The following is a 16,157-nucleotide window of genomic DNA, read 5'->3' as shown; positions in this document are numbered from 1 at the left end:
GGCCTGGCCATCGATGCCGACGGCACCACCCTCACCGGTACCGCCCCAGCCGGCAGCCGTGTGGAAGTGCATGATGCCAATGGCACGCTGATCGGCAGCGCCATTGCCGGTGCCGACGGCACCTTCACCCTGGAACTCACCCCGCCGCAAGCCAACGGCGAACTGCTGGATGTGGTGGCCATCGATGACACGGGCTTGTCGTCCCTGCCTACGCAGATCACTGCGCCGGACATCACCGCACCAGCCGCACCTGCCGAATTGGCCGTCAATGCCAACGGCACCGTCATCACTGGCCGCGCCGAACCGGGCAGCACCGTGCGTATCGTCGCCGCCGACGGCACTGAACTGGGTACTGCCCTGGTTGGGCCGACCGGTATTTTCAGCATCACCCTTGACCCGCCCCAGGTCGATGGCGAAGTGTTGCAAGCTACCGCGACCGATGCTGCGGGCAATACCTCGACAGCCAGCTCCGTCACCGCGCCGGATATCGACGGCGTCGACACCACACCACCGAGTGCACCGACCAACCTGGTGATCGGCCTTGCCGGCACCCAACTTAGCGGGCGTGGCGAAGCGGGTACCACCGTGCAGGTGCGTGACGCTGCCGGTAATGTGCTGGCGACCGGCACCGTGGCTGCAGACGGCACCTTCGTGGTCGCGCTTGACCCTGCCGTGATCGACGGCAGCACCCTGCAAGTGACCCTGACCGATGCAGCCGGCAACGTTTCGCAACCGGGCTCCATCGCCTCGCAAGACCTGCTGCCACCGGCACAACCAACCGACTTGGCCCTGGCCGAAGGCGTGACCCTTACCGGTCGCGGCGAACCGGGTGCCACTGTTCAAGTACGCGATGCAGCGGGCACGGTGATCGGCACCGCCCTAGTGGGCGCGGATGGCCTGTTCAGCGTCACCCTCGCCCCCGCTCAAGCAAACGGCGAGGCGCTGGATATCCGCCTGGCGGATGCTGCGGGCAACACCTCGACCCCGCTGCAATTCGATGCCCCAGATATCACGCCGCCTGCCGCAGTAAGCGGTATTGTCATCGGCGCTGGCGGCCTGGTACTGAGCGGTCGCGGCGAAGCGGGTGCCAGCGTCGAAGTGCGCGATGCCGACGGTAATGTGATCGGCACCGGCACGGTGGGCGCCAATGGCACCTTCACTATCAACCTTGACCCGGCCGTACAACCCGGCGAACAGTTAAGCCTGGTACAGACCGACCCGAGCGGCAACGCTTCGGTTGCCTTCGAATACGACGTACCGCTGACCACCGCGCCGGCCAGCCCGAGCGAGCTGGCCATCGATGCCGACGGCACCACCCTCACCGGTACCGCCCCAGCCGGCAGCCGTGTGGAAGTGCATGATGCCAATGGCACGCTGATCGGCAGCGCCATTGCCGGTGCCGACGGTACTTTCACTCTCGAGCTCAACCCGGCCCAGGCCAACGGCGAACTGCTGGATGTGGTGGCCATCGATGACACGGGCTTGTCGTCCCTGCCTGCGCAGATCACCGCGCCAGACATCACCGCGCCAGCCGCACCGAGTGAATTGGCCGTCAGCGCTGACGGCACTCTCGTTACTGGCCGCGCCGAGCCGGACAGCACCGTGCGCATTCTTGCCGCCGATGGCACTGAACTGGGTACTGCCCTGGTTGGGCCGACCGGTATTTTCAGCATCACCCTTGACCCGCCACAGGTCGATGGCCAAGTGCTGCAAGCCACCGCTACCGACGCCGCAGGCAATGCCTCTACAGCCAGCTCCGTCACCGCGCCGGACATCGACGGCGTCGACATCACACCACCGAGTACACCGGCCAACCTGGTGATCGGCCTTGCTGGTACTCAGCTCAGCGGCCGTGGCGAAGCGGGCACCACCGTGCAGGTGCGTGACGCCGCCGGCAATGTGCTGGCGACCGGCACCGTCGGTGCAGATGGCACCTTCGTGATCGCGCTTGACCCTGCCGTGATTGATGGCAGCACCCTGCAAGTGACCCTGACCGATGCAGCCGGCAACGTTTCGCAACCGGGTTCGGTCGCCTCGCAAGACCTGCTGCCACCGGCACAACCCACCGACTTGGCCCTGGCCGAAGGCGTGACCCTTACCGGTCGCGGCGAACCGGGTGCCACTGTTCAAGTACGCGATGCAGCGGGCACGGTGATCGGCACCGCCCTGGTGGGCGCGGATGGCCTGTTCAGCGTCACCCTCGCCCCCGCTCAAGCAAACGGCGAGGCACTGGATGTCCGCGTGGAGGATGCCGCCGGCAACACCTCCACCCCGCTGCAGTTCGATGCTCCGGACATCACCCCACCTGGCGCTGTCAGCAACATCGTCGTCGGTGCCGACGGCCTGGCCCTGAGCGGCCGTGGCGAAGCAGGTGCCAGCGTTGAAGTACGCGATGCCAATGGCAATGTGATTGGCACCGGCACGGTACTGGCCAACGGCACCTTCCTGATCGACCTCGACCCGGCTGCACAGCCTGGTGCGCAGCTCAGCCTGGTGCAAACCGACCCAAGCGGCAACGCCTCCGAAGCCCTGCTGTACGACGTCCCCCTGACCACCGCGCCGGCCAGCCCGAGCGACTTGGTAGTGGCCGAAGACGGCACCAGCATCAGTGGTAATGCCCCAGCTGGCACCCGTGTTGAGGTGCATGATGCCAACGGCACCCTGGTCGGCAGCGTGGTGGCGGGTGCCGATGGCACCTTCACCGTCATCCTCGACCCGGCCCAGGCCAACGGCGAACTGCTGGATGTGGTGGCCATCGATGACACGGGCTTGTCGTCCCTGCCTGTGCAAATCGCAGCACCAGACATCACTGCCCCAACTGCCCCAAGCGAGCTCGCCGTAAGCGCTGACGGCAGCACAGTCACCGGCCGCGCCGAACCGGGCAGCACCGTGCGTATTCTTGCCGCTGACGGTAGCGAACTGGGCACTGCCCTGGTCGGCCCGACCGGCACCTTCAACATCACCCTCGACCCGCCGCAAGTCGATGGGGAGGTGTTGCAGGTCACCGCAACCGATGCTGCGGGCAATACCTCCACAGCCGGCACGGTCACGGCGCCGGACATCGACGGCGGTGACACCACGCCACCGGAGGCACCGACCAACCTGGTGATCGGCCTCGCCGGCAGCCAGCTCAACGGCCGCGGCGAAGCCGGGGCCAGCGTGCAGGTGCGCGATGCCGAGGGCAATCTCCTGGCCACTGGCACGGTCAACCCGGATGGCAGCTTCCAGCTCACCCTGGACCCAGCCGTGAACGACGGCAGCACCCTGCAAGTGGTACTGACCGACGCCGCAGGCAACGCCTCCGAACCCGGCTCGGTCATCTCGCCAGACCTGCTGGCCCCTGAGCAACCGACCGGCCTGGGCCTGGCCAATGGCGTGACCTTGACCGGTAGCGGCGAACCGGGCGCCACGGTGCAGGTTCGCAATGCTGCTGGCGACCTGATCGGCACCGGCCTGGTCAACGACAACGGCAGCTTCAGCCTCACACTGTTCCCTGCGCAGGCCAATGGCGAGGCGCTGGATGTGCGCCTGGTGGATGCCGCTGGCAACAGCTCCACCCCACTGCAATTCGATGCCCCGGACATCACCCCACCGGCGGCAGTCAGCAACATTGTCGTCGGCGCCGACGGCCTGGCCCTGAGCGGTCGGGGCGAAGCGGGGGCCAGCGTCGAAGTGCGTGACGCCGATGGCAACCTGATCGGCACCGGCACCGTTGGCGAAAACGGCACCTTCCTGATTGACCTTGCGCCAGCAGCCCAACCGGGCGCGCAACTGAGCCTGGTGCAGAGCGACCCAAGCGGCAACGCCTCCGAAGCCTTGCTGTACGACGTACCCCTGACCACCGCGCCGGCCAGCCCAAGCGACCTGGTGGTGGCCGAAGACGGTACCAGCATCAGCGGTAGCGCCCCAGCCGGTACGCGCGTGGAAGTGCATGATGCCAATGGCACCTTGGTCGGCAGTGTCGTGGTCGGCGCCGAAGGCACCTTCACCGTCATCCTCAACCCGGCCCAAGCCAATGGCGAGCTGCTCGACCTGGTGGCTATCGACGGCACCGGCGCATCGTCGCTGCCAGTGCAAGTGGGCGCACCCGACATCACCGCGCCCGCCACACCGACCGAACTTGCCGTCAGCACCGATGGCAGCGTGGTTACCGGGCGTGCCGAAGCCGGTAGCACCGTGCGGATCCTGGCGGTCGATGGCACTGAACTTGGCAGTGCACTGGTTGGCCCGACCGGCATCTTCAACATCACCCTCGACCCACCTCAGGTCGACGGTGAGGTGTTGCAAGTGACGGCCACCGACAACGCTGGCAACAGCTCCACGGCGGGCACGGTCACGGCCCCTGACATCGACGGCGGAGATACCACCCCACCGGAGGCGCCAACCAACCTGGTGATTGGCCTCGCTGGCAGCCAGCTCAACGGCCGCGGCGAAGCCGGGGCCAGCGTGCAGGTGCGCGATGCCGAGGGCAATCTCCTGGCCACCGGCACGGTCAACCCGGATGGCAGCTTCCAGCTCACCCTGGACCCGGCCGTCAAAGACGGTAGTACCCTGCAAGTGATACTGACCGACGCCGCAGGCAACGCCTCCGAACCTGGCTCGGTCATCTCGCCAGACCTGCAGGCACCCGAGCAACCGACCGGCCTGGCCCTGGCCAATGGCGTGACCTTGACCGGTAGCGGCGAGCCGGGTGCCACGGTGCAGGTCCGCGACGCTGATGGCGACCTGATCGGCACGGGCCTGGTCAACGACAACGGCAGCTTCAGCCTTACGCTGTCGCCTGCACAGGCCAATGGCGAAGCCCTCGACATCCGCCTGGTGGATGCCGCCGGCAACACCTCTGCTCCGCTGCAGTTCGATGCCCCGGACATCACCCCACCGGCAGCGGTCAGTACCATCGTGGTCGGTGCCGACGGCCTGACCCTCAGCGGCCGCGGTGAAGCGGGGGCCAGCGTCGAAGTGCGTGACGTCGATGGCAACCTGCTGGGCAGCGGTACCGTGCTTGCCAACGGCACCTTCCTGGTCGACCTCAACCCCGCCGCGCAGCCGGGCGAACGCCTGAGCCTGGTCCAGACCGACGCGGCCGGCAATGCCTCTGAAGCCCTGCAATACGATGTGCCGCTGGCCACCGTACCCACCAGCCCAAGCGAGCTGGTGGTCGCTGAAGACGGTACCAGCATCAGCGGTAGCGCCCAGACCGGCACCCGCGTAGAAGTGCACGATGCCAACGGCACCCTGGTCGGCAGCGTGGTGGTCGGTGCCGAAGGCACCTTTACCGTCGTGCTCACACCCGCACAGGCCAATGGCGAACTGCTGGATGTGGTGGCCATCGACAGCACCGGTGCATCGTCCCTGCCGGTACAAGTCAGCGCACCGGACATCACCGCCCCCGACACGCCCACCGAACTCGCCGTCACCACCGATGGCAGCGTGGTCACCGGGCGTGCCGAAGCCGGCAGCACCGTGCGGGTTCTGGCAGCCGATGGCACCGAGCTGGGCAGCACGCTGGTCGGCCCAAGCGGCGCCTTCAGCGTCACCCTCACCCCCCCCCAAGTCGATGGCGAACAACTGCAAGTCACTGCCACCGATACCACGGGCAATAGCTCGACAGCCGGCACCGTCACCGCGCCGGATATCGACAACGGCGGCGATACCACGCCGCCAGAGCCGGCCACCGACCTGGTGGTCAGCGAAGACGGGCGCACCGTTTCTGGTCGCGGCGAACCTGGCGCGACGGTCGAGGTACGCAACGACCAAGGCCAACTGCTGCAAAGTGGCACGGTAGGCCCCGACGGCGACTTCACCGTGCAACTGCCGTCGGCGGTTGTAGACGGTTCGTCCCTGCAAGTGACCTTGACCGATGCCGCCGGCAACGTTTCGCAACCAGGCTCGGTGGACACACCAGACCAGGTTGCCCCGCCGCAACCCACCGACCTGGTGCTTACCGCTGGCAACAGCCTCACCGGTAGCGCCGAACCGGGCGCGCGGGTGAACGTACGTGACGCCTCGGGCGACTTGATCGGCAGCGCCATCGTCGAGCCCGACGGCACCTTCACCCTGACCCTCAACCCTGCCCAGGCCAATGGCGAGACCCTGGCCATCACCGTGGTCGACGCCGCCGGCAACACCTCGGTGCCGTTGAGCTACGTGGCACCGGACATCACCGCGCCAGCGATCATCACCGACGTCGTCGCCGGTGCTGGCAGCCTGGCCGTGTCGGGTCGCGGCGAAGCCGGCGCCGAAGTGGAAGTGCGGGATGCCGGTGGCACTGTCATCGGCACCGGCACGGTGGCCCCGAATGGCACCTTCGTGATCGACCTCGCCAACCCATTGGCCGCTGGCGAGTCGATCGTACTGGTGCAAACCGACGCCGCTGGCAACACCTCGGTGGGCATCGACGTCATCGTTGCCGATGCACCGCTGCCCGAAAGCCCGAGCGATCTGGTGCTGGCGCCTGACGGTTCATCCATCAGCGGCACTGCCCCAGCGGGCACGCAAGTTGAGGTGCGCGACGCCCAGGGCACTGTCATTGGCAGCGTCCAGGCAGGCACCGACGGCACCTTCACCATCGGCCTGACACCTGCTCAGGCCAACGGCGAAGTGCTTGATGTGGTCGCCGTCGATGCCGATGGCAACAGCTCGCTGCCGACCCAGATCACCGCACCCGACATCACCCCGCCCAACCAGGCCAGCGACCTGCAGCTCAGCGCCGATGGCAGCGTCCTCACCGGGCGCGGCGAGCCCGGCACCACCGTTCAGGTCATCAACGCCCAGGGCGATGTGCTGGGTAATGCCCAGGTCGGCGACAACGGCGTCATCAGCGTTATCCTGACCCCCGCGCAAACCGACGGCCAGGAACTGGACGTGGTACTGCGCGACCCCGCAGGCAACACCTCCAGCGCAACCGTCAACGCGCCTGACCTGGATGGCCCGCTGCAGCCTTCGGGCCTGGCCATCGATACCGCCGGCATCCACCTCACCGGGCAGGGCCAGAGCGGTTCGATCGTGACCGTGCGCGCCGAGGACGGCACCGTGCTGGGTACCGCCACGGTGGCTGCCGACGGCCGCTTCGACGTCACCCTCAACCAGCCGCAGCGCAATGGCGAAAGCCTGACCGTAGAAGCCACCGACAACCTGGGCAACAGCGCAGGCCCGGTCGACTTCACGGCGCCCGATACCACACCACCGCAAGTGGTCACTGGCGTCGCCATCGATGACGCAGGCACCATCGTCACCGGCACCGGTGAACCCGATGCCACGGTTATCGTGCGGGGGCCGGACGGCACCGTGCTGGGCAGCGTCGTGGTTGGTACGGGCGGCACCTTCGAAATCACCCTGGACACGCCGCAAACCAACGGCCAGGCACTGACCGTGGAGCAACGTGACCCCACCGGCAACTTGTCTACCGCCGTCACCCTGCCGGCACCGGACAGCGAAGCGCCAGACACCCCGACAGGCCTCACCTTGTCGGGCGATGGCCGCACCGTTAGTGGCACCGGCGAGCCGGGTGCGCAGGTTACCGTCACCGGCACGGCTGGCGCGATTTTGGGCACCGCCGTGGTCGAGGCCGACGGCAGCTTCCGCGTAAGCATCGACCCGCCACAACTCAACGGGCAGACCCTGTCCGTCACCCAGGCTGACGGCGCCGGCAATGATTCGACGCCTGGCACCGTGACCGCGCCTGACCTCGAAGCACCGGCAGCGGCGCAAGGCCTGGGCCTGAACCCCGAAGGCACGGTACTCAGTGGCCAGGGCGAACCGGGTAGCACCGTGGAAGTGCGCAACGCAGCCGGCGACCTGCTGGGCACCCTCCCGGTGGGCGAGGACGGCACCTTCAGCGTTACCCTCACGCCCGCCCAGACCAACGGCGAAGTGCTGTCGGTGGTACTGATCGACAGCGAAGGCAATGCATCGCCATCGGCCACCTTCACCGCCGATGACAGCACCGCCCCTACCGCACCGGACGGGCTCTCCATCACCCCCGGCGGCAACGCGATCCAGGGCACCGGCGAAGCGGGCTCGACTGTTGAAGTGCGCACCCCCGACGGCACCTTGGTGGGCAGTGTGGTGGTACCGGCTGGCGGCCAGTTCACAGTACCGCTGGCGCCTGCGCAGCTCGATGGCCAGGCGCTGGACGTGACCTTGACCGACGCCGCTGGCAACCAATCCCTGGCTACCCAGATCATCGCACCGGACGTCACGCCGCCAGCACTGCCCACCGACGTGGTGGTCAGCCCGGATGGCACCACCGTTACCGGCAACGCGCCAGGCGCCACTTCGGTGACGGTGCGGGACGCGGACGGCAACGAAACCACCGAGCCGGTGAACCCCGATGGCAGCTTCAGCGTGACGCTGCCGACCCCGCAGACCAATGGCGAAAGCGTGACCGTGGTAGTCACCGACGGCGCCAACAACGGCTCCGCGCCGATCACCATCACCGCACCCGACACCACCGACCCACTGCCGGCCACGGGGGTCACCGTCAGCCCGGATGGCAGCATTGTCGGCGGCGGCGCCGAACCTGGCAGCACGGTGGTCATCCGTAACCCGGACGGCAGCGAGCGCGGCAGCGAAACCGTGGGCCCGGACGGCACCTTCGTGGTACCGGTCAACCCACCACTGACGGCGGGCGAAACCGTCGACGTGGTGGTGATCGACCCCGCCGGCAACGAGTCCACCCCGGTCTCGCTGGACGGCCCGGATGGCACCGAAGCCGCCACTCCAAGCGGCCTCGCCCTCAGCGCCGATGGCTTCCTGCTGATCGGCCAGGGCACCGTCGGGTCGCTGATCACCGTGACCGCCGGCGGCACCACCCTGGGCACGGCGACGGTTGGCAGCGATGGCACCTTCCGGGTGTTCTTCCAGAATGCCCAGCTCAATGGCGAGACCCTTGTGGTCACCGCTCGCACCTCGGTCGATGGCAATCCGTCGGTACCGGCCACCCTCGTGGCCAACGACAGCACAGCGCCGGATGCGCCGACCCAGGTTGCCATCGACCGTACCGGCAGCACGCTGACCGGCCAGGGCGAAGTGGGTGCGACCGTTCGCGTGGTCAATGCCCAGGGCGACGTGCTTGGCACCGCGACCGTCGGCAGCAATGGCTTGTTCAGCATCAGCTTCGCGCCAGCGCTGGCCAATGGGCAAAACCTGATCATCACCCAGGCCGATGGCGCGGGTAACGTCTCGCTCGCGGCCACCCTGCAGGCACCTGACCTGCAGGCGCCGCTGGCAGCCAACAACCTCAGCCTCAACAGCGCGGCCACCGTGCTCAGCGGCGAAGGCGAAGCCGGTGCCAACGTCACTGTGCGTGATGCCAGCGGCGCAATCCTGGCCACCGGCACCGTCAACCAGAACGGCCAGTTCCAGATCACCCTGCCGAGCGCGCAAACCGCCGGCAGCCCCCTGCAGGTCACGCTCAGCGATGCTGCGGGTAACGTGTCTGGCCCGGCCAGCATGGCGACGCCAGACCGCACACCGCCTGCCGCCATCAGCAACCCCGTCCTCAGCCAGGACGGCCGGCAGCTGTCGGGCAGCGGTGAAGTGGGCGCCACGGTCCAGGTCCGCAATGCCGCCGGCACCGTGCTCGGCACCGCTGTGGTCGGTGCCGATGGGCGCTTCACGGTGGTGTTCGACACACCGCAGGCCAACGGCCAGGCCATCGGCGTCACGCAAGTGGATGCTGCTGGCAATACCTCGACGGCAGTCAACGTCAGCACCCCTGACCTGACCTCACCCGCGCCGCTGACCAATGTGGTGCTGAACAACAACGGCCTGACCCTGAGCGGCCTCGGTGAAGCAGGCGCCACCGTGACCGTGCGCGGCCCGGATGGCACCATCATCGGCACCGGGCTGGTGGCCGCCAACGGCAGCTTCACACTGACGCTCGACAACGCACAGCTCAACGCCCAGCACTTGAGCGTGACCCAGACCGACGCGGGCAACAACACCTCTACTGCAGTGGCAGTCACCGCGCCGGACTTCACCCCACCACCGGCACCGACCACCCTGGCCCTGGCTGCCACCGGCCTGCAACTGACCGGTAACGCAGAAGCGGGCAGCACCGTGACCGTGCGCGATGCCGCAGGCAACGTGCTCGGCACTGCGGTAGCCGGCAGCAATGGCACCTTCCAGGTCACCCTGAACAGTGCCCAGACCAACGGCCAGACCGTGCAGGTAACCGCCACCGATGCCGCAGGCAACGTGTCGCCAGCCGCGCCTTACACCGCAGCCGATACCACGCCACCTGCCGTCGTGACCAACCTTGCTGTCGCGGCCAATGGCGCGACCCTCACCGGCACCGGCGAAGCCAACGCCACAGTCACCGTTCGCGCACCGGACGGTACCGTGCTAGGCACCGCCACCGTCGGGGCCGATGGCCACTTCAGCGTGGCCCTGTCACCGGCTGCCATTACCGGCGAAAGCCTCAGCGTGGTGCAGGCCGATGCCGCGCAGAACGTTTCGCCTGCGCAAACCGTCACCGCGCCGGGCGTGCTGGCGCCGGATACACCCGACAACCTGGTACTGGCTGCCGATGGCCTGGCAGTGACCGGCACGGCAACCCCAGGCAGCACAGTGAACGTGTATGGCCCCAATGGCGTACTGCTGGGTACCGCCCCCGTCGCCAACGACGGCACCTTCACGGTCAACCTCGGTAGCGCCCAGGCCAACGGCGAAGTGCTGCAAGTCAGCGCCGTAGGCACCGACGGCAGCACGTCGCTGCCGGCCAGCCTGCAAGCGCCCGACACCACCGCACCGCTGCCGCTGACCAATGTCGTGCTGTCCAGCGACGGGCTGGTGCTCAGTGGCCGCGGCGAGCCGGGTGCCACCGTTACCGTGATCGGTGAAGGCGGCATCGATCTCGGCACCGGTCTGGTCGATGCCAATGGCAACTTCAGCATTGGCCTTGGCAGCGCGCAGATCAACGGCGAACAGCTCAGCGCCAGCCAGTCCGATGTTGCCGGCAACGAGTCCAACAGCATCAGCCTCACCGCGCCTGATCGCGTGGCACCCGATGCCGCCGAGAACCTGGCCTTCGCCGGGGGCGGCAGCCTGCTCAACGGTACCGGCGAAGCGGGCGCCACTGTCCGCGTGCTGGCTGCCGATGGCAGCGTGCTCGGCACCGCGGTCGTGCGTGGCGACGGCAGCTTCCAGGTAGACCTCGGTACGCCGCAGGCCAACGGCCAGCAGGTGCAAGTGGTGCTGATCGATGCCGCCGGCAACCAGTCGGATGCCAGTGCCATCACCGCGCCCGACACCACGCCACCAGCCGCACCAACCGAGCTTGCCATCTCCAGCGATGGCATCACCCTCACCGGCCGCGGCGAGGTTGGGGCAGAGGTCATCGTCACCGCGCCGAATGGCGACGAAGTCGGCAGGGCCACGGTCGACGCCAGCGGGCATTTCACCGTCACCCTCACCCCGGCGTTGGGTAACAGCGAGCTGCTCAGCTTCACCCAGACCGACGCTGCCGGCAACGTATCGGCGGTGGCCACCCTGCAGACCCCAGACTTCACCCCGCCCGCTGCGCTTACCGAGGTCGACATCAGTGTCGACGGCAGCGTGGTGACCGGCCTGGGCGAAGCCGGGGCAACCGTCACCGTGCGCAACACTGCGGGCACCGTGCTGGGCTTTGGCACCGTGCAGGCCGACGGCAGCTTCCGCGTCGAGCTGACACCCGCGCAGATCAACAACGAACCGCTGTCGGTACAGCAGGCCGACCCACCCGGCAACATCAGTGCGCCGGTCAACATCCTGGCGCCCGACCTCACACCACCAGCGCCTGCGACCGAGCTGCGGCTCAACGTGGCGGGCGACCAGCTCAGCGGCGTCGGCGAAGCGGGCGCTACCGTTCGCGTCTACGTCGGCATCACCCAGATCGGCACCATCGAGGTCGGTGCCGACGGCAAGTTCGTGGTCGACCTGAGCTCGGCGCAGCTTGACGGGCAGGTGTTGCAAGTGACCCTGACCGATCCGCGCGGCAACGTCTCGCCGATCAGCACGACCACCGCAGCTGACGTTACCCCGCCAGCCACAGTGATCGCCGTGATCAACGACAGCGGCACCCAGCTGGTTGGTACCGGTGAAGCCGGCGCCCGCGTCACCGTGGTAAACAACAATGGCGACCTGCTTGGCCAGGTGACAGTCGACCCGGACGGCACCTTCGTGCTCGACCTGAACGCTGCGCAGATCAACGGCCAAACCCTGACCCTCATCGCCCAGGACGCCACCGGCAACCCGTCCGCGCCACTGCAAGTGACCGCACCGGACCTGACGCCACCGCTACAACCGACCGACTTGTTGCTCAACCCGGCCGGCACCTCGATGACGGGTACTGCCGAAGCAGGCACCACCATCACCGTTCGCGGGCCAAACAACGCGGTGGTCGGCACGGTGGAGGTACCTGAAAACGGCCAGTTCACCGTCACCCTCAACCCGGCCCAGAACAATGGCCAACTGCTGACCGTGGTGTCCACCGACGATGCCGGCAACGCCTCGCTGCCTGCCAGCTACCAGACCAACGACACCTCGCCGCCTGCCGTGGTCACGGACATGGCCATCAACAACACCTTCAACGTGCTGACCGGTAAAGGCGAACCCAATGCGACGGTCACCGTCAGCCGCGGCGGCATCGTGCTGGGCACTGGCGAGGTGGATGCTGCCGGCAACTTCCAGGTAACCCTGGTGCCGGCAGCCGGCAGCCTTGCCACGTTGGCGGTGACGCAGTCTGACGGCTTCAACACCTCGGCGGTCGCGACCTATATCACGCCACTGCTGGCACCGCCGGTGCCGCCCACCAACGTGACCCTGGGCAGCGACGGCCTGACCCTGTCGGGCAACGCGCCGAGCGGTGTCGGCATCCGCGTGTACGATGCCGCAGGCAACCTGATCGGCACGGGCGGCGCCACACTCAATGGCACCTTCACCCTGCAACTGAACACGGCGCAGCTCGACGGCCAGCACCTTAGCGTGACGGCGGTGGCACTGGTGGGCGGCGAATCGCAACCGACCTTCGTCCAGGCCGCCGACATCACGCCACCGGCCAACCCGCTGGTGACCGGCCTGTCCGCCAATGGCCTGGTACTCACCGGTACCGGTGAGGCCAATGCTACGGTGACCGTGCGCGACGCCGCCAACAACGTGCTCGGCACCGGGGTGGTGAATGCCGGTGGCGTGTTCAGCATCAACCTGATCACGCCGCAGCTCAATGGCCAGGTATTGGCCGTGAGCCAGGCCGATACGGCCGGCAACGCGTCTGGCAGCACCAGCTTCACGGCTATCGATGTACAGCCGCCTGTTGCGCCTACCAACGTGGTCATCAACGGGACGGGTACCGAGCTCACAGGGCGTGGCGAGCCCGGTGCAACCGTGACCGTGCAAGGCCCGAGCGGCCCGCTCGGTTCGGCCGTGGTGCAACCCGACGGTACCTTCACCATCACCCTGACCACAGCGCAAAATGATGGGCAATTGCTGGTCGTACGCCAGTCCGACCCGTCCGGCAACCTGTCCGCCAGCATCAGCCTGACGGCGCCGGACACCACGCCACCGGCAGCGCCGCTGGCAACCATCAACGCCAACGGCACGGCCGTCAGCGGCTCTGGCCAGGTCGGCAGCACCGTCACCGTGCGCAACAGCGCAGGCACCGTGCTGGGCACCGCAACAGTGGGCAGCAACGGCCTGTTCGTGGTCAGCCTGACTGCGGCGCAGATCGACAACCAGGCCCTGAGCGTCACCCTCACCGACGGTGCGGGTAATGCCTCGACCGGCACCGCGCTTACCGCACCTGACCTGACCCCACCTGCGGCCGCCAGCAACCTGGTGATCAGCGCCGACGGCAGCAGCCTCACCGGCAGTGGCGAAGTGGGTGCCACCGTCACCGTGCGCAGTGCCAACGGCACCGTGCTGCAGACGGCGGTGGTGCAACCGGACGGCAACTTCACCGTGGCCCTGAGCCCGCCTCAGGACAACGGCCAGCTGCTGTCGGTGACCCTCAGCGACGGGCGCGGCAACGTGTCCGGCAACGTCAACATCACCGCGCCTGACGTCGACGCCAATGCCCCGGTGATCGCCAGCGACAACCTGGTGACCGCCGAGGTCAACCTGGCACCGGTGGTCAGCTCGCGGACTTATCAGGACAGCTTCACGACCTTGCTGGCGGGCTTCACCAAGACCTACACCTGGACGGTAGGTGCCGGTACCACCGTGGACCCGACGCTGACCCTGAACACCAGCAGCGCGCTGTCGCTGCTCGACAACGCGACCTTCACCCTGCAGGTGAAGAACGCTGCCGGTAACTGGGTGACCTTGGCCACTGGCACCAGCCAAGGCCTGCTCGACCTGATCCTGCTGCCGCTGGGCCAGGGCATCCGCGTTGATATCGGCGTGCTGCAGGCGGGGGACTATCGCCTGACCGTCGGCAGTGGCGGCATCGGCCTGATTACCAACGTGACCACCACGCTGGACATCGAGACCACCAGCCTCACGCAGTTCACCGGCACCGGCACGGCAACATCGGGGAACGTCATCACCGACGTCGGCACCGACGGCGCCGTCGACGCCCTTGGCCCGGACAGCGCCGCCGTCCTTCAGGTCATGAAGAACGGCAGCTATGTCTCGGCAGGCAGCGCCACCACGGTGCAGGGCTTGTACGGCACCCTGGTGATCCGCGGCGACGGCAGCTACACCTACACGCCTAACGGCAGCCCATCGAGCGTCGGCAAGGTCGATGTGTTCAGCTACCAGCTGCTGCATGCCAACGGCGCGTCCGATGCCGCCAACCTGTATGTGCGCATCGACAGCCCACAAGCCACGGAAATCTGGAGCGACAGCAACTACGGCGCACCGGCCACGGTGGTCGACGCGGTCAACGATGCCGGTACCAGCCACCTCACCCTGGCCAACCGGGTAGACACCAACAGTGACACGCTAGGCACGCTCCGCTTGCCATTGATTGGTTCACGCCAGGCCCTCTACGACACTAGCGTTGCCGCCGACACCACGGCCAACCTGCAAGTGGTAGTCAACTCCACCAACCTGTTGAGCCTGCTCAATGGCACCACCCTCGACCTGCTCAAACTCAACCCGGCTACCGGCCAGTACGTGCTGGTGCAGTCGGTCGGTGGCGGCTCACTGATCAGCCTGCTTGGCGGCGGTGCCGGCTACACGTTCCAGAACCAAGGCGCCGGCGCCTACCAAATACGTGTCACCGCAGGTGGCATCGGCCTGGCCAGCTCGATCACCACCAGCGTCAACGCCACTACCACGCACCTGACCGAGTTCGTGGTCAGCGGCGCCACCGCAGTCACCGGCAACCTGTTGGCCGACGACAACGTCGGCTCGCCATTGACCGTGCTGAGTGTGATGACGGCGGCCAATACCTACACCATCCCGGGCTACAACGGGGTCAGTGTGGCGGGCAACTACGGCACCTTGCTGGTGCACGCCGATGGCAGCTACACCTACACCCTCAACGCCGGGCTGACCAATGCGGTGATCGGCCAGCATGAAACCTTCACCTACGAACTGACCCACCCCAACGGCACCACCGACACCGCCAACCTCACCATCAACCTGGACAACGCCGCCAACTTCACCGCCACCAGCTCGCTGCTGGCCGACACCGGCGACGAAGGTGTCGCACTGGCCAGTATCGCGGCGGCGGCCTCCAGCGAAGTGATCGCCGGCACCGACGGCAACGACCACCTCGATGGCAGCCAGGGCGGCCACATCACCCTGCAAGGGGGTGCGGGCGACGACACCTTGGTGGTGGTCGACCAGAACTTCGCCAGCGTCGATGGCGGCACCGGTACCGACACCCTGCTGTGGGGCGGCGGTGATGCCAGCATCGACCTGGGTAACCTGGTCGGGCGGGTGCATGACATCGAAGTGATCGACCTCAACGACACCAGTTCGGTGGCGCTGACCCTGAACCTGGCGGACGTGGTCGCGATCACCGAAACCGGCACCGACACACTGGTCATCAAGGGGGATGAAAACGACTCGGTTCACATGACGGACAACTGGGCGCTGGTCGGGAACCAAACCGCCGACGGCATCGACTATAACCAATACACGGCCCAGGAGGATCCAAGCCAGCACCTGTGGGTGCAGAACGGTATCCATGTCGTCTGAGGCCGCTGCAACCCCGCCGGGCCATCGCC

1 protein-coding gene is annotated in these 16,157 nt (G+C 67.4%); it reads left to right on the top strand.

What is annotated here, in order from left to right:
• Nucleotides 1-16,128: BapA/Bap/LapF family large adhesin (locus tag CKW22_RS08935; protein WP_095064028.1), on the top strand; the 16,128-nt coding region annotated here is incomplete at its 5' end.
• Nucleotides 16,129-16,157: the final 29 nt, after the last annotated feature.

It is taken from the genome of Pseudomonas sp. Irchel s3f19 (assembly GCF_900187555.1).
Taxonomy (GTDB): Bacteria; Pseudomonadota; Gammaproteobacteria; order Pseudomonadales; family Pseudomonadaceae; genus Aquipseudomonas; species Aquipseudomonas capeferrum.
Note: the sequence above shows the minus strand (reverse complement) of the source record. Positions and strands in the feature narration are given on the sequence as shown.